A 20841-nucleotide genomic window follows, 5' to 3' on the forward strand; every position below is an offset into this window, starting at 1 on the left:
CGGCGCAGCCGCTCAGGGGGGCTTCTTTCTAGCTCGGGGATGCGCCGCGTCATACACCTTGGCCAGGTGCTGAAAATCCAACCGCGTGTAGACCTGCGTGGTGGTGATGTTGGCGTGCCCCAGCAGCTCCTGCACCGCACGCAGGTCGCCGCTGCTTTGCAGCAGGTGGCTGGCAAATGAGTGGCGCAGCATGTGCGGGTGCACGGGCGTGGTCAGCCCCGCCTGCTGGCTGCGCTGGCGCAGGCGCAGCCAGATCGACTGCGCCGTGAGCCGCTTGCCGCGCTGACCGACAAACAGTGCTGAGTCGAGCCGGGCCGAGCCTTCGCCGCCGAACGGCGTGGCCCGCAGCTGCAGCCAGGCCTGCAGCGCTGCCGTGGCCGCGCTGCCCACGGGAACGCTGCGGCGCTTGCTGCCTTTGCCGAACACGTGGGCCTCGCCCGCCTGCAGATCGACCCAGCCCCGGCCCTGGCGCTGGGTGTCGGCATTGGGGATGGCGTCGAGCCCCGCGAGTTCACCCACGCGCAGGCCGCAGCCGTAAAGCAATTCGACCATCGCAGCATCGCGCGCCTCCAGCCAGGGGTCGGCGCCGGTGTTGTCGAATTCGGCCAGCCGGACGGCGTCATCGACGCCCAGCGCCTTGGGCAGTGGCTTGGGCGCCTTGGGGGCGCGCACGTCCTGCACCGGGTTGTGCGGAATCAGCCCCTGCCGCCCCGCCCAGATGAAAAAACCGCGCCAGCCCGAGAGGATGAGCGCAATGCCGCGCCCGCTGCGCCCGCCGCTGTGCATCTGCGCGACAAAACGGCGGATGTGTGCGGTCTGCAGCTGCAGCAGCGGCACGCTGACCGCCGCCGCAAACTGCGCGAGCTTTTCAAGGTCCAGCGCGTAGAGCGTGAGCGTGCGCGCTGCCAGCCGCTTTTCGACGCGCACGTGCTCCAGGTAGCGCAGGACGTGGGGGTCGAGCGTGGTGGGCGCAGTGGGCGTGTCAGACATGGTTACCGAGGCTGAGCCGCCGCAGAGTGGCCGCTGGCCGTCTGGCTACTTCAGACGAAGCAATGCGGCGCTGGCGAGTTCTGCCATGCGCGACAGAAATTCGGTGCCCATCGTGGCATCAAAACGCTGCGGGTCTTGCGAGCCCAGCACCAGCAGGCCAAAGGCGGGCGTGGCGCTGTCGATAGCGCCTGCGCGCAGCGGCAGCAGGGCCAGCGACTGGGCGGGCTCGCCCGCCTCGTTGGCCAGCCAGGCGGCGGGCTCGAAACCCAGGTTGGGGCCGCAGAACGGCATGGTGAGCGACGAGGCGAACGCGCGAGCGTCTTCGCTGGCGCCCTGGGTGAAATCGGCGTCGATGTACGGCGCGGCCACCTCCCACACGCGGACCGCCGCCTGGGGCACGTCGAAAAGGGTGCGCACACCATCCACCACAGCCTGGGGCAGGTCGAACGGGTCGCGCACCTGCAGCAGGCTGCCGGTCCATTGGTGGACCTTGTTGGCAATGGCAGCGTTTTCGGTGCTGTTACGCACCATTTCCATGATGCGCTGCTCCAGGCCCTTGATCTTCTCTCGCAGCATTTCAGCCTGTCGCTCCTGCAAGCTCACGGCGCGCGCGCCGTGGGGGCTGGTGATCTGCACGCTGGCCAGCACCTCGGCATGGCGTTCGAAAAAGCCCGGCGTGTTGGTGAGGAACTGGGCGATGTCGTCTTCGGTGATCGGTGGGATGTGGGACGTCATAGGAGGGTGTCAGGAATGTCGATCTGGCCTTCGAACACCGTGGTGGCGGGGCCTGTCATGAAAACGGAATCGGTGTCGGCACCGCTCCAGGCAATGGTGAGGCGTCCGCCGCGCGTGTCCACATGCACCTCGTTATCGAGCAGGCCGAGGCGGATGCCGGCCGACACGGCGGCGCAGGCGCCCGTGCCGCAGGCCAGGGTCTCACCAGCACCGCGCTCGAAAACGCGCAGCCGCACGTGGGTGCGGTCCACGATCTGCAAAAAGCCTGCGTTCACGCGCTGTGGAAAACGCGCGTGGCGCTCGATCAAGGGGCCCGTTTCGGCGACGGGGGCGGTGTCCACGTTGTCCACCAGTTGTACGGCGTGGGGGTTGCCCATGGAGACCACTGCTATCAAAACAGTAGCTACTAGCGCTTTACCATCCAGCGCTAGAGGCCATTTTTGCCCTGATCCTTGCTCTACAGGGCTCAGGCCGCTGGCATCGAACGGTACCTGCGCGGGATCGAACTGCGGGCGGCCCATGTCCACGGTGACACGGCCATCGGGCGTGAGGCGGGGGGCAATCACGCCGCTTTTGGTCTGCACCCGCAGGGTGTCTTTGCCCGACAGGCCTTTGTCGTGCACAAAGCGCGCAAAGCAGCGGGCGCCGTTGCCACACTGCTCCACCTCTCCGCCATCGGCGTTGTGGATCACGTACTCGAAGTCGATACCGTCAGCGGGCGAAGGACGCACGGTGAGGATCTGGTCGGCCCCCACGCCGAAGTGGCGGTCGGCCAGAAAACGGTATTGGGCGGTGCTGAGCCCCAGGCGGCCCTGCGTTTCGTCGAGCACCACGAAATCGTTGCCCGCGCCCTGCATTTTGGTAAAGCGAATCTGCATCCGTCAGATTATCGTCGGTGGGCAACCAATAACCTCTGGCAGCGCCGGTTTCACGGCCCCATTAGGCTTGCGCTCTTTGGGCGCCGCTCTGGCTGCCACCCGCCAAGGACTCTTTGATGCCCGATCTTTCCGCCTTCGCCATCACCCACAAATGGCCCGCCCAGCACCCCGACCGCCTCCAGCTGTATTCGCTGCCCACGCCCAACGGCGTGAAGGTGTCGATTGCGCTCGAAGAGTTGGGCCTGCCGTATGAACCCCACCTGGTGAGCTTTGACACCAACGACCAGACCTCGCCCGAGTTCCTGTCGCTCAACCCCAACAACAAGATCCCCGCCATCCTCGACCCGAATGGCCCGGGTGGCCAGCCGCTGGCGCTGTTCGAATCCGGCGCCATCCTGTTGTACCTGGCCGAGAAAACCGGCCAGCTGATCCCGCAGGAGGCCGCTGCGCGCTACGAAACCATCCAGTGGGTGATGTGGCAGATGGGCGGCCTGGGCCCGATGTTCGGCCAGCTCGGCTTCTTCCACAAGTTTGCGGGCAAGGACTATGAAGACAAGCGCCCGCGTGACCGCTACGTGGCCGAATCCAAGCGCCTGCTGGGCGTGCTGAACCAGCGCCTGACAGGCCGCCAGTGGGTGATGGGCGACCAGTACACCATTGCCGACATCGCCATCCTGCCCTGGGTGCGCAACCTGATTGGTTTCTACGGCGCGGGCGACCTCGTGGAGTTTGGCCAGTTCACCGACGTGCAGCGCGTGCTGGACGTGTTTGTGGCACGCCCTCCGGTGATCAGGGGTCTGGCAATTCCGGCACGCGGTTGAGCGAGGAGGGGGTGCGCACTGTCGCTTTCTTTCTCGCCCGCCCTTGATATTGATCATGCCGACCAGCCCGCCGCACGGCCGCCGCGCACCTACGATGGACCTCCTTAAAAAAACAGGGAGTACCTCATGGGATTAACCGTCAACGTTCTGGACGATCTGGGCGCGCACAACCTTCAGGCAGCTGCCCAGGCGGCACTGCAGGAGACCAACGCCATCGCGCTGATCGAACTGCTGGAGATGCTGTGGAGCTGCGACGTGGAAGGCGCCAACGCCGTCATTGATGCGGTGCTGCTGCGCCTGCAGCAGCTGCGGGCGTTGCGCTGAGTGGTCAAACCCAGCACACCCGCCGTAGTACGGCCCATGGGCCGTACCGAAGTGGGACGTGTGCACACGGCGCGCCTCCCCTCGATAATGGCCCGATGCCCCGCACCAGCCAACATCTGCACCCCTACCGCGAACCTGTAGCCACCCGCCTGGCCGCCACTGTGCTGCTGCTGCGCGATGCACCCGGCAATGCGGGAGGCATCGAAGTCCTCATGACCCGGCGCTCCGACAAGGCCAGCTTTGCACCGGGTGCCTATGTGTTCCCGGGCGGGGGCATCGATGCGCTGGATGCGCAATCGCACACCGCCGCCGACCGCCGCCCCACCCAAAGCGACCTGCACCTCACCCAGGCCATCGCCGCCATCCGTGAGAGTTTTGAAGAACTGGGTGTGCTGCTGGCCCGCCATGCCGACGGCCCCCGCAAGGGGTTGATGGCCGATGCGCAGGACATCGCCGCCATCGACCGCCACCAGCCCTTTGTGGCGCAATGCACCGCGCGCGGCCTGCGGCTGGCGGCCGACAGCGTTTTCATGCTGGCCCACTGGATCACCGACCGCGACCTGCCGCGCCGCTTCGACGTGCCATTTCTCGTCGCCCGCATGCCCGAGGGCCAGGAGCCCGTGGCCGACGAGTCCGAACAGTTCGAGCCCGTCTGGGTGCGCCCGGCCGATGCGCTGGCGCGGCATGAAGCGGGGCAGTTCTTCATGATCTTTCCGACCATCCGCACGCTGCAGCGGCTGGCCACGTTTGCCACCACCCAGGCGGTGTTCGACGCGCTGGCCCACGAGTTGCCCCTGTGGACCAGCTGCCCGCGCGCGGGCACGCTGGCGGGCAAGGAAGCGCGGTACATGGAAAGCGACATGCCCTACGGCGAGCTGGCCCTGGTGTGCCCCGACGGCCAGATCGTGCACCCGCTGGACTGGCAAACCGAGCGCCCCGTGCCGCTGCTGCGCAACGTACAGCGGTTGACCGCCCCCAACCCCGGTGTGATGACCGGCCCCGGCACCAACAGCTACCTGGTGGGCGACCCCGCCACGGGCTATATCGCCATCGACCCCGGCCCGGCAGACCCCGAACACCTGGACAAGCTCTGGCGCGCCGCCGGGGGCGACATCCGCATGATCGTGTGCACCCACTCGCACCCCGACCACTCGCCGGGCGCCGCGCCGCTGCAGGCACTGTGTGTGCAGGCGGGCAAAGCCCGGCCCCCCATCCTGGGCCTGCCCTCGGCGCCCACCGCGCGCACGGCCAGCACATTCACACCCGACAGATCGCTACAAAATAATGAGCTACTCGCGCTTGATGGACAAGCGCCAGAGGGCAATATTACCCATACTTTGCGGGTCATCTACACCCCGGGCCACGCCGCCAACCACCTGTGCCTGCTGCTGGTGGAAGACGCCCTGCTGTTCAGCGGTGACCACATCCTGAACGGCAGCACCACGGTGGTGGACCCACCCGACGGCAACATGGCCGACTACCTCGATTCGCTGGACAAGCTCGACGCCGTGTGCGCCGAGCATGGCGTGGAGTTCATCCTGCCTGCGCACGGTTATGTTCTGGGCGATGCCCGTAGCGCCATCGCCAAGCTCAAGTCCCACCGCCTGGCACGCGAGGCCAAGGTGCTGGCCGCCATGCAGGCGCTGCCCCAGGGCAGCATGGAAGACTGGGTGCGGCACGCCTACGCCGACGTGCCGCCACGCATGTGGCCCGTTGCGCAGCGCTCGCTCCTGGCGCATGTGGAGCGAATAAGAATGTTCGCCCCCTGAGTCGCCTGCGGCGCCTTCCCCCATCCGGGGGACGACGCCCTCGCTGCGGGGCGGCCCTTGCTTGGCGTCCCTGGCGGAGAGCGCGCCCGCTGCACGCGCCACGAACAACAAGAGGCGTGCCCACACAATCCATCCAACAAAGAAAGCCGCCCCAACCCATGAATGACAAAAACCCCGAACCCTCCCACATCCGCCTGGCCAAGCGTGTGGCCGACCAACTGAACTGCTCGCGCAGCACGGCCGAGCAGTTCGTCGAAGGCGGCTTTGTGAGCGTGGACGGCCAGGTGGTGGAAGCCCCCGGCGCACGCGTGCGCCCCGACCAGGCCGTGACGGTGGCGCCAGACGCCAGCCTGCTGGAGTTGACCCCGGTGACCTTGCTGCTACATAAGCCAGTGGGGTTTGAAGCGGGCCTGGGTCTGCCCGCCGGGCAGGCGGCCCATGCCAGCCGCAGCCAGGGCGCCACTGCGGCCACCACCCTGCTGGGCCCGGCATCCCACCTGCCTGAGGACGCCTCAGGCATCCGTGTGCTGCAGCGCCACTTCAAGCAGCTGGAATGTTTCACCCCGCTGCCCACCGAGGCCAGTGGCTTGGTGGTCTATACGCAGGACAAGCGCATCGCGCGCAAGCTGGCGGAAGACATCGAGTCGCTGGAGCAGGAATGCATCGTGGAGGTGAAAGGCGACATTGCGCCGAACGGGCTGCAGCGCCTGTGCCACGGCCTCTCGTTCAACGGCCGCCCGCTGCCGCCCGTCAAGGTGAGCTGGCAAAACGAGACGAAGCTGCGCTTTGCCCTCAAGGGCATCCGCCCCGGCCAGATCCCGGCCATGTGCGAGGCCGTGGGCCTGGCCGTGGTGGCCTTGAAGCGCATTCGCATTGGCCGCGTGCCGCTGGCGAAGGTACCTGAAGGGCAGTGGCGGTATTTGCAGCCTTGGGAAAGATTTTGAATCCCCCCTGAGTCGCCTTCGGCGCCGTCCCCCCCGGGGGGGACGCCACCGGTGGCCTGGCAAAGCCAGTTCCACGGTGGCACTGGTCTGGCCGCGCGCCCCGTGGCTACGTCGGTGCGACGGTCCGCTTGGCGACCCTGCCGACGGGTTCGGTATCAGACCAACCCAAACCGTTCACGCTGAGCTTGTCGAAGCACGGCGCCAAGCTTGGACATGCTCGGCCCGAACGGTAAGCCCAGCTTCCAAGCGACAAGTTCGCAGCTATCAAATTCATAGCTTCCAGCGCTTGTTGGAAAAGCGCCAGAGGCCAATTTGGCATAAATTTTTCTTCCACTGACCGCTGCTACACTGCGCGCAAACAGGAGGGAGTTCATGAGCCAAGTTTCATCAGACAGAGACAGCGCTGCGGGGCCGATGTCTACGTTCATGCCGCAGAACATCGATGCACACCCGATGGAGTTCACGGGCAGCGGGGGCGAATACTTTCGGGTGTGGATCGTCAACGTGCTGCTGTCCATCGTCACGCTGGGCATCTACACCCCCTGGGCCCGGCGCCGCACGGCGCAATACTTCTACAGCCACACGCTGGTGGCGGGCAGCCCGCTCGAATTCACTGCGCAGCAGCGCAAGATGGTGATGGGCTTCGTGCTGCTGATGCTCATCACCCTGGCCTACAACATCGCGGCCAACACGGGGCAGGATGCTGCCGTGGGCGTCTTGCTGCTGACGGGCGCCGTGCTCTCGCCGCTGATCTGGGGCAGTGCCATGCGCTTTCGGCTGGGCGCCACGCGCTGGCGCGGCCTGCGCCTGCAGTTCACCGCCCACTGGAAAGAGGTCTACCTCGCGAGCTGGCCCCTGTTTGCGCTGGCATTGGTGTGGTTTGGCGTGTTTTTTGGCATGCAGATCCTCTCGCCCGAACTGGCCGACGTCTTGCAGGAGGTGGAGGACGAAGCCGCCAACCCCAAGATGCCTTCGTTCACCCCGGCCATGGGCGCCCTGCTGCTGCTGGGCCTGGTGCTGACCGTGCTGTCCTTCATCCGCCTGGAATACAACTACAAGAGCCTGCTGGTCCTCAAGGCCCAGGTAGGCGCCGAAAAAGGCCGCTGGAAGCCGGTGTACATGGATTTCGTCAAGGTGTGGCTGGCCACGGTGGCCGTTTTCGTGCTGACCGTGGTGGGGCTCTCGGTGTTGATTGGCGTGCTGGCGGGCAGCTCCATCGCCCTGTTCGCCGGTCAGAGCAGCCGCATGGGCTTGTGGATGATTCTGGTGATCATCGTGTCCATCATCGCGGGCATCTTCATGCTGATCCTGGCTTCGGCCCCCGCCCGCGCCTACCGCGAGGCGCGCATGTTCCAGCTCATGTGGAACAACATCGGCGTGAGCCATGTGGCACGGTTCAAGTGCCACCTCAAGAGCGGCAGCTACGTGGGGCTGCGCATCAAGAACATGCTGCTCACCCTGCTCACGCTCGGCCTCTACCGCCCGTTTGCGCGGGTGAGTGAATACCGCATGAAATGCGAATCCGTCACCCTGCACGTCAAGGGCGGCGTCGAACAGGTGGCGGGCGCCATGGTGCGCCAGCAGCAAAACGGCCTGGGCGATGCGCTGGCCGATGCGGCAGGCCTGGACCTCATCGGTTGAGCATGCCCGCCCCCGTGAACACAGACCTGCTCCAAGGACGCTGGTTCGACGGCCAGAGCAGCAGAGCCCGCCCCGTGATGGTGAGCCTGCGGCCCACGCCGCAGGGCCCGTCGCTGGTGCTCCACCCGCTCTCACAGCCGGGCGCCGAGCCGGTCGTGTTCGCTTGGAAGGACGTGGGCTGGCCAGAGGCCTGGAACGAACACAAGCCCCAGCCCCGGGTGGTCGTGGACCTGCGGGACCACGGCAGCCTGGAGATCGATGCCGTGAGCGACTGGCGTGCCGCCCTCGCAGCCGCTGGCGAACGCCCCGGCCTGGCCCAGCGCATGCAGACCCGCTGGCCCGTGCTGCTGGGTGTGACAGCCGCCGCCGTCATCGGCCTCACGCTGTTCTACCGCTATGGCACGCCCTGGGCAGCCACACAGCTCACCCGCTTTGTGCCCCTGGGCTGGGAAACCAGCGTGGCCGAGAACGTGCTCAAGCAGATGGACGACGGCACCTTGAAGCCCAGCAAGCTCCCCAAGGAGCGGCAGGAGCAGCTCAAGGCCCGCTTTGACGCCCTGGTGCAGCAGACGCCCACAACCATGCACCGCTACCCCGACTACCGTCCGCCGCTGTCGCTGGAGTTCCGATCAGGCATGGGCGCCAATGCGTTTGCCCTGCCCGGCGGCAAGATCGTGATGACCGACGGCATCGTGAAAACCGCCACCGACCAGGGCCTGCCCGACGACGCCCTGGTGGGCGTGCTGGCCCACGAGATCGGCCATGTGATGTACCGCCACACTACGCGCATGGTGGTGGAACAAGGCGTGCTCAACATGGGCCTGGGCCTGGCGCTCGGGGACGTGTCGACGGTGGTGTCCACAGGCGCATCGGTGCTCACCGGCCTGGCCTACAGCCGCAGCCACGAACGCGAAGCTGACTGCTACGCCATCGCCCTCATGAACCACACGGCCCTGCCCACGGCGCCCATGGGCAAGCTGCTGCTGGCCATTGCCCACGACGAAGAGGAAGAAGAAGAAAACAAGAAGAAAGAACAAGAGAAAGCAGGCCAGGACAAGACGGCTGCACCCAAGGCAGACCCCGGCGCCAGCAGCCCCGAACGCTCGCGCCAGCGCAAGACGGCCGAAGAGATGGCCTCGCATCCCGTGTGGTCGCTGCTCAGCAGCCACCCCGACACCGTGGCGCGAGCCAGCGAGCTGGAAAAGGGGCATGCGCCCCATTGCACGAAAAACTGAGCCAGCCCCCGCCCCTTGCTGGGCAAGGCCGGCTTATTCCCGCCATCGGCAGAGCTTGAGGCGCGAAGGGCCTGGGAACCGCGGTGGGGAAACCGGGGATGGGAAATAAAGTGTGAAGCGCGCCGATAAGCCGGATTCTGTGCACCACGGTTGCCCGCAGTGTGACCGCCATTAATCTGGGCCGGGTGTCGCCACCACGGCTCGGTGCTACCTACCCGCCAACTCTGCGGAACCACATCAACGTTGGCCTACTTGGTATTGCTGCGCGTAGAGATTGCCCGTTTCACCCCCGGTGGTTTGCCTTGCGGCACTCCCCCGGGACTCGTCTCTGTTGCTCTGATCCTCACCTCACGGTGGGCAGCCGTTAGCTGCTACGCTGTCCTGTGCAGTCCGGACGTTCCTCCAGTGCCTGGTTTCCCAGATTGCACCAGCGGCGGTCTGGCGCGCTTCACGGGGTGGATTATCGCCCAGCGGCCGCGACGCGATCCCAGTCCAGACCAAAACGCGCCAGGTACTTGCGCAGCCGGTCCGCGTCGTTGACCACCGTGCGCTGCATGCGCGAGGCCTGGAACAGTTGCCGCCCAGCGTCCGACAGGGTGCGGGCGTTGCGGCACACATGCAGTACCGCCGCCAGCTGCAGCTGATCAAAAAGGTCCATGGTTCCCACCGCTTCCTCTCCCAACAGGTCCGCAAGATCGTCACGGCCCCACACGCCGGGCGCGGACGCCAAACCGTTGCGCGCATCGCTGGCGGGTTGCCACAGCCAGCGCAGCCGGGCCATTTCTGCCTCGACCAGGGGCAGGCCAATGCGGCCGCTGTCGGCCAGCGTGGCCAGGCGCGTCACGCTGGCCGAAAGGTCGCGGAAGTTGCCGGTCCACAGGGCCTCCGGCGACTGGGCGTAGCGCAGGTAGGCCGCGCGCGCCTCGTTGGAAAAGCGCACGCTGCGGCCCAGCTCGGTGCCTGCACGGGCCAGCTGGTGGTCCACATTAGGTTCGATGTCTTCAGGCCGCTGCGCCAGGCCGGGCAGCACATAGCTCCAGAGGTTGATGCGCGCATACAGGTCTTCGCGAAAGCGCCCGGCCGCCACCTCGGCGCGCAGGTCGCGGTTGGTGCCGGCGATCAGCTCGAAGTCGCTGGCCACCTCGCGGTCGCTGCCCATGGGGTAGAAGCGTTTTTCTTCCACAGCCTTGAGCAGCATGGCCTGCTCGTCCAGGCCCAGTTCGCCAATCTCGTCGAGGAACAGCACGCCCTTGTGCGCCGTGCGCAGCAACCCCGCACGGTCGGCTGCCGCGCCCGTGAAAGCGCCCTTTTTGTGGCCGAACAGCGTGGATGCCGCGCCGTCGCCATGCAGCGTGGCGCAGTTCACCTCCACAAATTCGCCCTCGACCTGGTGGCGCGCCTTCTTCAGCTCGTACATGCGCCGCGCCAGGTGCGACTTGCCCGCGCCTGTGGGCCCGGTGAACAGGATGGGCGCGCGCGAGCGCACCGCGACTCGCTCCACCTCGTCGATCAGCGCGTTGAAGCGCGCGTTGCGCGTGGCAATACCGCTTTTGAGGAACTGCACCGCGTCCTGCTGCTCGGCGCCAAAGCGCTGCGCGATCACGTCGTAGCGCGAGAGGTCCAGGTCGATCAGCGTGTAGCTGCCCGGGTCGCCCATCTGCTGGCGCTTGGGCGGCGAGGTCTGCGCCAGCACGCCCGGAATGCGGCGCGACTCCACCAGCAGGAACAGGCAGATCTGCGCCACGTGGGTGCCGGTGGTGATGTGGGTCCAGTATTCCTCGCGCTCGGTGTCAAAGCGGTAGCGCTGCGCCCAGTCAAACAGCTTGGCATACACCTCGCCAAAGTCCCACGGGTCGGCAATGGGCAGGGGTACCAGGTTCACCGTGGTCTCGGGGGACGCGATCACCATGTCCGCGCGCACCTGTTGCGCCAAGTCCTGGTGGGGCGGCGTGTAGAGCAGCTCCAGCCGCTCGATCACCACGTCCTCATGCTGCACCAGCGATACGGTGGGGCGCCACTTCTCCCACCGCCCCGCGCCCCGGCCGGAGTCGAGCTGGGTGCCAAGGAAACCGATCACGACTTTGTTTTTGCGCATGCTACTTATCTATTTATTTAGCTTTCATTCTAGTTATTTCACATTTCTTAAACAAATCAAAAAAATCAGCGAATGGAATTTCTGCATATAAATCAATGGGTTGAAGCAGTTCAGTCGAAAAAACGCAAACTGGCACGCATCTGGCAATAGATAAGACATCCAGCGCAAGCGGTGACCGCTCACAGGCCGGGGTTAGGACCAACGTTCGCCCCGCCGGTGCAGGGATTCCGGGCTCTCAAGGCCTTGTCGATTCCTTGCATGCCGCACACCGCAAACGCTGGGTAACGGCAAGGTCGTGGTGACGCCTCGCAAGAGGACGTGCCGGGTTCGACTCCCGGCTTGCCACCACTGGTAGCTCAGTCTGGTAGAGCCCCCCCGAAAGGGGTTGTCGCAGGTTCGATTCCTGCCCATGGCCGCAAGGCCAGCACTTGGAAGTACCGGTCGAAAGACCACCCGCCGAACGCGGGGAGTTGTCCCAGGGTTGCGCCTCTTTTGGACGCAGCCGCAAGGCAAGACCCCGTCAGCCGGTGGCGGTTTGTGCCAGCACCCGGCACAGCCCGCGCCCGCAGCCAGCCACGCTGCCGCCCTGCTTGCAGGGCAGCAACCACGGCGCACTGCAGGGCCCTGGCTGTGCCCCCTGGCACCCCGCCATCGCTGTAACGGCACCCTGATTGCAACGACAACGAAGAAGTAACGACAACGACAGAACAAGGAGAAGAAAAATGATGAAGCTGATCGAACGAGTGACCGTGAAGAAAAACGAACGCGCCCTGCTGCTGCGCAACGGCAGCTTTGACCGCGTGCTCCAAAGCGGCAACTACTGGCTGTTTGCAGGCATGGACCAGTTGCGCGTGGAGACCTTCGCGCTCGAACAACCCGCCTTCACCCACGGCCTGGCCGACTACCTGATGGCGCAGGAGCCTGCCGTGGTGGCGGCAGAGTTTGTGCAAGTGAACCTGTCGGAGCAGCAAGTGGGCCTGCGCAGCGAAAACGGCGTGCTGGTCGAGGTGCTGCCGCCCGGCACACGCCGCCTGTATTGGAAAGGCCTGGTGGAGGTAAGCGTGCAGGTGATCGACCTCGACGCAGGCCCCGAGCTGCCCGCCGCCCTGGTGGCGCGCCTGACGCACACACAACTGCGCCAGCGCAGCGTGACCGGATTGACCGGCGTGCTGCAAGTGCAGGTGCCCGAAGGCCTGTGCGCACTGCTCAGCATCGACGGCAAAGTGGACCGGCTGCTGCCTGCGGGCGCCTATGCGTACTGGAAGTACGGCCGCACCATCGCTGTGGAACTCGTGGACCTGCGCCTGCAGGCCGTAGAGGTCTCAGGCCAGGACATCATGACCCGCGACAAGGTGAGCCTGCGGCTGAACCTGTCGGCCACCTTTCGCTACACCGATGTGCTGCGCGCCTTTGCCCAGTTGCAAAAGCCCGCCGACCACCTGTACCGCGAGCTGCAGTTTGCGCTGCGCGCCGCCGTGGGCACCCGCACGCTCGATGAGCTGCTGGAGAACAAGTCGGTGATCGACGACGTGGTGACTGCGCACATGGCTACCAAGCTCATGCCTTTTGGCATGGTGATGGAAAGCGTGGGCGTGAAGGACATCGTGCTGCCCGGCGAGATGAAAACCATCCTGACCCAGGTGGTGCAGGCGGAGAAACAGGCCCAGGCCAACGTGATCCGCCGCCGCGAAGAAACGGCCGCTACGCGCTCGCTGCTCAACACGGCAAAGGTGATGGAGGACAACCCCGTCGCCCTGCGCATGAAGGAGCTGGAGACGCTGGAACGGGTGGCCGAGCGCATCGACAAGATCTCGGTGTTTGGTGGACTGGACCAGGTGCTGAATGGCCTGGTGAAGATGCGCTGAAAGAGAACCATGAAAAAGAAACCAACGACTGCTGCAATGCCTCTGGAAGCCGCCACACAGGCGGTCTACCAGACCTTTGCGAAATACCAGGCACCGCATGGGCTGCTGGATGTCTGCACCGGCTGCTGCATGGATGCCGAACTGGAGCGCGAGATGCGATGCCTGCCGCTGCGCCAACTGACGCGGGAACACTTTTATCAATACAACGACTCTGCCAAGAGCCAGGTACAGCCCGCGGACGAGATCAAGTACTACCTGCCTCGCATGCTGGAATTGCTGGCGCAAGGAGCCCGATTGCACCACTCCACCGAGATCTATCTCGACCGGCTGGGGCGTTGCCTTGCCGATGCCTACTCATCTGACGAGAGGGCTGCCGTGCTGGGTTATGCACGGGCATTCTTCGCCGAGGGTCTGGCGCAGTGGGAGCCGGACAGCGAAGGCCTTTTCCAGGGAGCGCACGCATTCAGCATCCTGCTGATGTGGGACTACGCCGGAGTATCCATACAGCCCTTGCTGGGCGACTGGTTGGCAGACGACCGCGAAGCGGCGACGCTGAACTTTGTAGATTCCTATTACTGGGAATACTGGACGAATGGCGGAGCGATCTCCAACGCGTTTGCCGAGGCGCCCTTTCATGCCGCCATGCAGGCATGGCTGAATGATCCGCAAGTCAAAGCCGCGTGGGCACACAAGCTATTGAAGCTGACAGAGGACGGGACACCCGCCGACTGGCGCCCGGCATGCGCCAAATGCGGCCAGATCCACTACCCGCTGACCGAACGCATTGCAGCTGTCTTTGATGCAATGGCCAGCTGAAGATGAACAACAGAACAGGAAAAAACATGAACAACTACGAACAATATGAAGTCCCCAACGGCGTGCCCGTGAAGATGTGGACCAACGGCGTGCCCGTGGAAGAAGAAGCCCGCAACCAGCTGCGCAACATCGCGCGCCTGCCCATCGTTTTCAAGCATGTGGCGGTGATGCCCGATGTGCACCTCGGGATTGGCGCCACCATCGGCTCGGTGGTACCCACCCTCAAGGCCATCATCCCCGCTGCGGTGGGGGTGGATCTGGGGTGCGGAATGATGGCGTGCAAGACCACGCTGACGGCCAGCGACCTGCCCGACAACCTGTCCGGCGTGCGCGCCGCCATCGAACGCGCGGTGCCAGCGGGGATGACGCCCAAACGCATGGGCCGCGATAAAGGCAGCTGGGACACCCCGCCCGCCGAGACCGACCTCGCCTGGGCCGGGCTGGTGGATGAGTTCGAGGAAATTTGCGAGGCGCACCCGCGCATCAAGAACACCAACAACTACAAGCACCTGGGGACGCTGGGAACGGGTAACCACTTCATCGAGATCTGCCTGGACGAACACCAGTCCGTGTGGGTGATGCTGCACTCCGGCTCACGCGGGGTGGGGAACGCCATCGGCACCCACTTCATCGAGCTGGCCAAGAAGGACGCCGAGATGAACCAACGCAACCTGCCGGACAAAGACCTGGCCTACTTCGAGGAAGGCGCACAGTATTTCGGTGACTACGTAAAGGCCGTGGGGTGGGCACAAAAGTTTGCCGCCGCCAACCGCGAAGTGATGATGGGCCGCGTGATTGCCGCGCTGCGCACGGTGATCACCAAGCCGTTCGAAACGCACGTGGAAGCCGTGAACTGCCACCACAACTACGTGCAGCGCGAGACGCACTTCGGGCAAGACGTTTTCGTGACCCGCAAGGGCGCGGTGAGTGCCGAGCAGGGCAAGCTGGGGATCATCCCGGGGAGCATGGGGGCCAAAAGTTTCATCGTGCGCGGAAAAGGCAACCCCGAGAGCTTCAACAGCTGCAGCCACGGCGCAGGCCGCACCATGAGCCGTACCAAGGCCAAGAAGATGTTCACGGTCGCGGATCAGATCAAGGCGACCGAAGGCGTGGAATGCCGCAAGGATGCCGACGTGATCGATGAGATTCCGATGGCCTACAAGAACATTGACGCGGTGATGGCGGCGCAGCAGGATCTGGTGGAGGTGGTTTACACACTCAAGCAGGTCGTCTGCGTAAAAGGGTAACCCTCCTGAGCCGCTGCGCGGCTTCCCTTCAGGGGGACGACGCCCTCGCTGCGGGGCGGCCCTTGCTTAGCGTCTCTCGCCTGGGCCGCGACAGTTGCGAATGATTTCGACATTACTACATTTTTAATAGCTGCTAGCGCTTATCCAATAAGCGCTACAGCCAATTCTCATGCATAAATCAGAACAAAAACAAGAACTCCTGCGTTCCGCCCACCCGGTGGAGCCCCACATGCGCGCGCAAGTGCTTGAGGCCTTGCAGCGCATCGAAGCCACGCACAACGTAACGGTGCTCTTCGCGTGCGAGTCCGGCAGCCGCGGCTGGGGCTTTGCCTCGCCCGACAGCGACTACGACGTGCGCTTCATCTACGTGAACCGGCTGCCGTGGTACCTCACGGTGGCGCCCGGGCGCGACGTGATCGAGCTGCCGATCAGCGGCGACCTGGATGTGAACGGCTGGGACCTGCGCAAGGCACTGGGCTTGATGCGTGAATCGAACCCCACGCTGCTCGAATGGCTGGGCTCACCCATCGTGTACCGCGAAGAGGCGGACACCATGGCGCAGTTCCGCGCGCTGGCGGCGCAAGTGTTCTCCAACGCCAAGGGCTGGCACCACTACGCCTCCATGGCCAAGAAGAACTTTCGTGAGCATTTGCAGGCCGATGAGGTGCGCTACAAGAAGTACCTCTACGTGCTGCGCCCGCTGCTGGCTGCACGCTGGATACGCACGCAGCCCGGCGTGCCGCCCATGCGCTTTGCCGAGCTGGCCCAGCACACGCTGCACCCCGTGCACGATGCGGCGCTGGTCGATGAGATCAATGCACTGCTAGAGGTGAAGATGCGCGCGGGCGAAGCCGCCACCAGCCCACGCTGGCCCCGCATCCATGCGTTCATCGAAGCCGAACTGGCGCGCAACGCGGCCGAGCCTGTGCAAGCCTTGCCGGTACCGGGCCATGCCGCGCTGGACGCGTTGCTGTACGACACGGTGTTGCACTACGACGCCCGGAACGCGGGTGCAGCGGAGACATCGCCATGACGGAATTGACCTTGTCCCCCCTCACCCTCGACGGCTCCACCGGCGAAGGCGGCGGCCAGATCCTCCGCACCGGCCTGGCCCTTGCCATGGTCACCGGCCGGCCGCTGCACATCACACGCATCCGCGCCGGGCGGCCCAAGCCGGGGCTGATGCGCCAGCACCTGGCCTGCGTGCAGGCGGCCATGGCCGTGTGCGGTGGGCAGGCCGACGGGGCCGAGCTGGGGTCGCAAACGCTGTTGTTCACGCCCAGCGCTGTGCGCGCAGGCGACTACCGCTTTCAGATCGCGACGGCGGGCAGTTGCCTGCTGGTGCTGCAGACGGTGTTGCCCGCGTTGATGCTGGCCGATGGAGAAAGCCGCGTGCAACTCTCGGGCGGCACGCACAACCCGATGGCGCCGCCGTTTGACTTTCTGGAGCGGGCGTTTGCACCGCTGGTGCGGCGGCTGGGCGTGGGCCTGGATCTGCAACTGCAGCGGCGCGGCTTCTACCCCGCCGGGGGTGGCGAGCTGCTGGCGCACATCACGCCCGCAGCGCTGCCGTTGACGCCCGTGGATGTGCTGGAGCGCGGCCCGCTGCAAGACGCCTGGGGCGAGGCACTGGTGCCGGGCCTGGCGCGCAACATTGCCACGCGGGAGCTGGACGCGCTGGGCCAGCGCATGGGCTGGACCTTTGAATCCGGCCGACTGCGCCAGCCCCCTACGCGCCAGAACGAAGGCCCGGGCAACGCGTTGATCGCCACGCTGGAGTACGAGCACATCACCGAGGTGTTCTGCCAGCTGGGCGAGCGCAGCCTGTCGGCCGAGCAGGTTGCCAAGCGGCTTGTGGATGAGGTGCGCGACTACCAGCGCAGCGCGGGTGCCTTAGGCCCGCACCTGGCCGATCAGTGGATGCTGCCGCTGGCCCTGGCGGTGTGGCGCAGCGGGCAGGCCGCCCGCTACACCTGCACGGAGGTGACGCAGCACACGGCCACCAACGCGCAGACCATCGCGCTGGGGTTGCCCGTGCGGGTGCAGATCACGCCGGTCAAGCAGGCCATGCTGGTGGAGATCAGCCCGCAGCTGTAAGCCGGGTCGCAGAGACTGGGGTGGATGCCTTGGCTATATCCATATCACCAAGGCTGTAGAACAACTGGTTCAGAATGCGCGTGGTGCCGCAATGCCAGCCCGGGAACTCGTTCGCTTGAGTTTGTGGAAGAGTTCGCCATCGCGCCCCGCTTCGACAGACTCAGCCCGAACGGATTTGTTCTGAAGGGCTGGATTGCATCAACCCCCTTCTTCGCCACTCACAGGAGACGCCATGAAAGTTGACAACATTCTGCAAACCATCGGCAACACGCCCCATGTGCGCATCAACCGCCTGTTTGGCCCGGCGGCCAACGTGTGGGTGAAGTCCGAGCGCAGCAACCCTGGCGGCTCCATCAAGGACCGCATCGCACTGTCGATGGTGGAAGACGCTGAAAAGTCCGGCGCCCTGCAGCCCGGCGGCACCATCATCGAGCCCACCAGCGGCAACACCGGCATCGGCCTGGCACTGGTCGCGGCCGTCAAGGGCTACAAGCTGATTCTGGTGATGCCCGACAGCATGAGCATCGAGCGCCGCCGCCTGATGCTGGCCTATGGCGCGCAGTTTGACCTGACCCCGCGCGAAAAGGGCATGAAGGGCGCGATTGCCCGCGCACAAGAACTGCAGGCGCAGACACCCGGCGCGTGGGTTCCCCAGCAGTTCGAGAACCCCGCCAACATCGATGTGCATGTGCGCACCACGGCGCAGGAGATCCTGGCGGACTTCCCCGATGGCATCGATGTGCTGATCACCGGCGTGGGCACAGGCGGCCACATCACCGGCGTGGCGCGGGTGCTCAAAGCCAAGTTCCCCAACCTGAAGGTGTTTGCGGTAGAGCCCACGGCGTCGCCGGTGATCTCGGGGGGCGCACCGTCGCCCCACCCCATCCAGGGCATTGGCGCGGGGTTCATTCCCAAGAACCTGGACACCAGCATGCTCGATGGTGTAATCCAGGTCGATGCCGAACCGGCCCGTGAATACGCACGCCGCTCTGCGCGCGAAGAGGGCATCCTGGTGGGTATTTCGTCGGGCGCCACGCTCGCCGCCATTGCGCAAAAGCTGCCCGAGCTGCCTGCGGGCGCCAAGGTGCTGGGCTTCAACTACGACACGGGCGAGCGTTACCTGTCGGTCGAAGGGTTCCTGCCGGCGTAAGCGCCGCTGCCGCCTGCGGCAGCACTTTGCAGAACGAAATGGGGCTATCAGGCCCCATTTTTTTCGTCCCCAGCAGCACAAAACCACGGCCAGCCGTCCTACAGCGGCAAGGCAGTGCAGCCCAAACAATCAAGTCATCCTCGGCCTGCCCCTGGTGGCCATTGCGCACACCGCGGCGGCTTCGCGGGGGCCCCACTCCAAAGATTGTTTGACTGCCCATGGCCACCACCGCCGCTACCGATCCCCAGCCCATCGCGTTCAAGGTGCTCACCGTGAACGTGCACAAGGGCTTTACCACCTTCAACCGGCGTTTCATGCTGCATGAGCTGCGGGATGCCGTGCGGGATGTGGCAGCCGATCTGGTGTTTCTGCAGGAGGTGCTGGGCACGCACCACCGCCATGCCAGCCGGTTCGCCAACTTTCCGCAGGTGCCGCACTACGAGTTTCTGGCGGACACCATCTGGTCGCAATACGCCTACGGGCGCAACGCGGTGTATGACAACGGCGACCACGGCAATGCGCTGTTGTCCAAGTTTCCGATCACACACTACGAGAACCACGATATCTCCATCAGCGGGCCCGAGCGGCGCGGCATGCTGCATTGCGTGTTGCAGCCGCCGGGCCACCACCTGCCGGTGCATGCGGTCTGTGTGCACCTGGGCCTGCAGGAATCCCATCGACAGCGGCAGCTGCTGCGTGTGTGCGATCTGCTGCGCAGCTTCCCAGCCAACGAGCCCGTGGTGCTGGCGGGGGATTTCAACGATTGGCGCAACCGCGCGCACGACATCCTGCACCGCGAAGCGGGCCTGCAAGAGGTGTTTGTGCAGGCCTTTGGCCGTGCGGTGCGCACGTTTCCAGCCTCCATGCCGCTGCTGGCACTGGACCGCATCTACGTGCGCAACGCCGCTGTGCATGCGCCGCTGTCACTGCCCAAAAAACCCTGGGACAAGCTCTCGGACCATGCGCCTTTGGCGGCGGAGATCCTGCTATGAAGCGCCCTGCTTTCAGCCTGCCACGCTCATCCCGCTGGGTTCCGGGCAACCACTTCGAGTTGCTGGAAAACGGAGAGGAGTTCTTCCCGCGTGTGTTCAACGCCATTGCCCAGGCCCGGCGCGAGGTGATGCTGGAGACCTTCATCCTGTTCGAGGACAAGATCGGGCAGGAACTGCATGCCGCCCTGCTGGCCGCAGCGCAGCGCGGGGTAGAGGTGCATGTGCTGGTGGACGGGTTTGGCTCGCCCGATCTGTCGGACCAGTTTGTGGGCAGCCTGGTGGATGCAGGTGTGCGCTTTCGGATTTTTGACCCGGGCCGTCGCTTCCTCGGGCAGCGGCTGAACGTGCTGCGCCGCATGCACCGCAAGATCGTGGTGGTGGACGGCCAGCTGGGTTTTATCGGCGGCATCAACTATTCAGCCGACCACATGGCCGACTTCGGCCCCGAGGCCAAGCAGGACTACGCCGTGCAGGTGCGCGGCCCGGTTGTGGCGCAGATGCACCGCTTCACGCGCGAGGCGGTGCTGGACCGCAGCGCGCACCAACGTCCCCACGCTACAGACATTACCGGCCGCCCCCACGCAGGCACAGCCAACGCCATGTTTGTGACGCGCGACAACCAGCAGCACACCAACGATATCGAGCGCCAGTACCGCGTGGCCCTGCGCGCGGCGCGCAGCCGGGTGGTGATTGCCAATGCCTACTTCTTCCCGGGCTACCGCTTCATCCGAGAGATGCGGCGGGCCGCCAAGCGGGGCGTGGACGTGCGGCTGATCCTGCAAGGCCAGCCCGACATGCCCATCGTGAAGACGGCAGCCAGCCTGCTGTACGACCACCTGCAACGCGCGGGCGTGCGGGTGTACGAATACTGCGACCGCCCGCTGCACGGCAAGGTGGCGCTGGTGGATGAGGACTGGTCCACCGTGGGCTCCAGCAACCTCGACCCGTTGAGCCTGTCGCTGAACCTGGAGGCCAACGTGATCATCCAGGACCGCGACTTCAACGCCCACCTGCACCGCCGCCTGTCGCACCTGATGGACACCAGTTGCAAGCAGATCGAAGCTGCAGCGCCCAGCCATTGGAATGGACTGCGTCTGCTGCGCAGCTATGCGGTGTACCACCTGATGCGCTGGTTCCCGGCATGGGCGGGCTGGCTGCCCCACCATGAGCCCACGATCACGCTGGCCAGCCCAGGTACGTCGTCGGCCGAGCCCGCCAGCAGCGCGGCCACCTGACGGCGCC

Annotated in this window: 19 protein-coding genes and 1 other RNA gene; 14 read left to right on the top strand and 6 right to left on the bottom strand. The window is 65.3% G+C overall.

The genetic code is table 11. From position 1 onward, the window contains the following. Positions 1-12: 12 nt before the first annotated feature. From C8C93_RS16040 to dapF, 3 genes are read right to left on the bottom strand one after another with little or no spacing between them, the layout of a single operon-like run. On the bottom strand, positions 13-990 hold the full coding sequence (locus C8C93_RS16040) for a tyrosine recombinase XerC (protein WP_121507551.1): 978 nt from the start codon (positions 988-990) through the stop codon (positions 13-15). 45 nt (positions 991-1035) lie between these two features. Next, the gene (locus C8C93_RS16045) at positions 1036-1725 is read right to left on the bottom strand and encodes a DUF484 family protein (protein WP_055399608.1); all 690 of its coding nucleotides are present in this window, start codon (positions 1723-1725) and stop codon (positions 1036-1038) included. Continuing rightward, positions 1722-2603: a diaminopimelate epimerase gene (dapF, locus tag C8C93_RS16050; RefSeq protein WP_121507552.1), complete on the bottom strand. Its 882-nt coding sequence runs from the start codon at positions 2601-2603 to the stop codon at positions 1722-1724. The genes C8C93_RS16045 and dapF overlap by 4 nt, the downstream gene beginning before the upstream one ends. Before the next feature lie 116 nt (positions 2604-2719). Here dapF and C8C93_RS16055 point away from each other — a divergent pair, with 116 nt between their 5' ends. The 4 genes from C8C93_RS16055 to C8C93_RS16070 all read left to right on the top strand — a co-directional run bounded on the left by C8C93_RS16055 (position 2720) and on the right by C8C93_RS16070 (position 6461). After that, positions 2720-3424: a glutathione S-transferase N-terminal domain-containing protein gene (locus tag C8C93_RS16055; protein ID WP_121507553.1), complete on the top strand. Its 705-nt coding sequence runs from the start codon at positions 2720-2722 to the stop codon at positions 3422-3424. A 126-nt stretch (positions 3425-3550) separates the two neighbouring features. After that, positions 3551-3748, top strand: coding sequence for a hypothetical protein (locus C8C93_RS16060; RefSeq protein WP_055399614.1), 198 nt, complete (start codon positions 3551-3553; stop codon positions 3746-3748). A 95-nt stretch (positions 3749-3843) separates the two neighbouring features. Next, positions 3844-5517 (top strand): MBL fold metallo-hydrolase, encoded by a 1674-nt coding sequence (locus tag C8C93_RS16065; RefSeq protein WP_121507554.1) that lies wholly within the window; start codon positions 3844-3846, stop codon positions 5515-5517. A 158-nt stretch (positions 5518-5675) separates the two neighbouring features. Beyond that, a complete protein-coding gene (locus tag C8C93_RS16070; protein ID WP_121507555.1) occupies positions 5676-6461 on the top strand; it encodes an rRNA pseudouridine synthase in 786 nt (261 codons plus the stop codon). Between the two features lie 155 nt (positions 6462-6616). On the opposite strand, the gene C8C93_RS25045 is transcribed toward C8C93_RS16070, so the two are convergent. Next, a complete protein-coding gene (locus C8C93_RS25045; RefSeq protein ID WP_147433774.1) occupies positions 6617-6835 on the bottom strand; it encodes a hypothetical protein in 219 nt (72 codons plus the stop codon). Here C8C93_RS25045 and C8C93_RS16075 point away from each other — a divergent pair. Further along, positions 6834-8102, top strand: a complete 1269-nt coding sequence (locus C8C93_RS16075; RefSeq protein ID WP_370109583.1) for a YjgN family protein — start codon at positions 6834-6836, stop codon at positions 8100-8102. The genes C8C93_RS25045 and C8C93_RS16075 overlap by 2 nt on opposite strands. Before the next feature lie 2 nt (positions 8103-8104). Further along, positions 8105-9337 (top strand): M48 family metallopeptidase, encoded by a 1233-nt coding sequence (locus tag C8C93_RS16080; RefSeq protein WP_121507557.1) that lies wholly within the window; start codon positions 8105-8107, stop codon positions 9335-9337. A 110-nt stretch (positions 9338-9447) separates the two neighbouring features. On the opposite strand, the gene rnpB is transcribed toward C8C93_RS16080, so the two are convergent. Beyond that, positions 9448-9787, bottom strand: an RNA gene (rnpB, locus tag C8C93_RS16085) — RNase P RNA component class A. A 10-nt stretch (positions 9788-9797) separates the two neighbouring features. Further along, positions 9798-11432 carry an RNA repair transcriptional activator RtcR gene (gene rtcR / locus C8C93_RS16090; protein WP_121507558.1) on the bottom strand — a complete coding sequence of 545 codons (1635 nt, stop codon included), beginning with the start codon at positions 11430-11432 and terminating at the stop codon, positions 9798-9800. A gap of 725 nt (positions 11433-12157) precedes the next feature. Between rtcR and C8C93_RS16100 the strand changes: the two genes are divergently transcribed. The 8 genes from C8C93_RS16100 (at position 12158) to clsB (ending at position 20834) form a co-directional block, all read left to right on the top strand. Continuing rightward, positions 12158-13297 carry a slipin family protein gene (locus C8C93_RS16100; RefSeq protein WP_121508825.1) on the top strand — a complete coding sequence of 380 codons (1140 nt, stop codon included), beginning with the start codon at positions 12158-12160 and terminating at the stop codon, positions 13295-13297. A gap of 9 nt (positions 13298-13306) precedes the next feature. Next, positions 13307-14113: a hypothetical protein gene (locus C8C93_RS16105; protein ID WP_121507559.1), complete on the top strand. Its 807-nt coding sequence runs from the start codon at positions 13307-13309 to the stop codon at positions 14111-14113. Positions 14114-14139: 26 nt separating this feature from the next. Then, positions 14140-15360: an RtcB family protein gene (locus C8C93_RS16110; RefSeq protein ID WP_121507560.1), complete on the top strand. Its 1221-nt coding sequence runs from the start codon at positions 14140-14142 to the stop codon at positions 15358-15360. Positions 15361-15529: 169 nt separating this feature from the next. After that, positions 15530-16393 (top strand): nucleotidyltransferase domain-containing protein, encoded by an 864-nt coding sequence (locus C8C93_RS16115; protein WP_121507561.1) that lies wholly within the window; start codon positions 15530-15532, stop codon positions 16391-16393. Continuing rightward, positions 16390-17457 (top strand): RNA 3'-terminal phosphate cyclase, encoded by a 1068-nt coding sequence (rtcA, locus tag C8C93_RS16120; protein ID WP_199727035.1) that lies wholly within the window; start codon positions 16390-16392, stop codon positions 17455-17457. Before C8C93_RS16115 ends, rtcA begins: the two co-directional genes overlap by 4 nt. A gap of 232 nt (positions 17458-17689) precedes the next feature. Further along, positions 17690-18607: a cysteine synthase A gene (gene cysK / locus C8C93_RS16125; RefSeq protein ID WP_121507562.1), complete on the top strand. Its 918-nt coding sequence runs from the start codon at positions 17690-17692 to the stop codon at positions 18605-18607. A 218-nt stretch (positions 18608-18825) separates the two neighbouring features. Then, positions 18826-19599, top strand: a complete 774-nt coding sequence (locus C8C93_RS16130) for an endonuclease/exonuclease/phosphatase family protein (RefSeq protein ID WP_121507563.1) — start codon at positions 18826-18828, stop codon at positions 19597-19599. Continuing rightward, entirely contained in the window at positions 19596-20834 is a 1239-nt protein-coding gene (clsB, locus tag C8C93_RS16135) for a cardiolipin synthase ClsB (protein WP_121507564.1), read from the top strand. The genes C8C93_RS16130 and clsB overlap by 4 nt, the downstream gene beginning before the upstream one ends. Positions 20835-20841: the final 7 nt, after the last annotated feature.

It is taken from the genome of Acidovorax sp. 93, assembly GCF_003633835.1.
Classification (GTDB): domain Bacteria; phylum Pseudomonadota; class Gammaproteobacteria; order Burkholderiales; family Burkholderiaceae_C; genus Acidovorax; species Acidovorax facilis.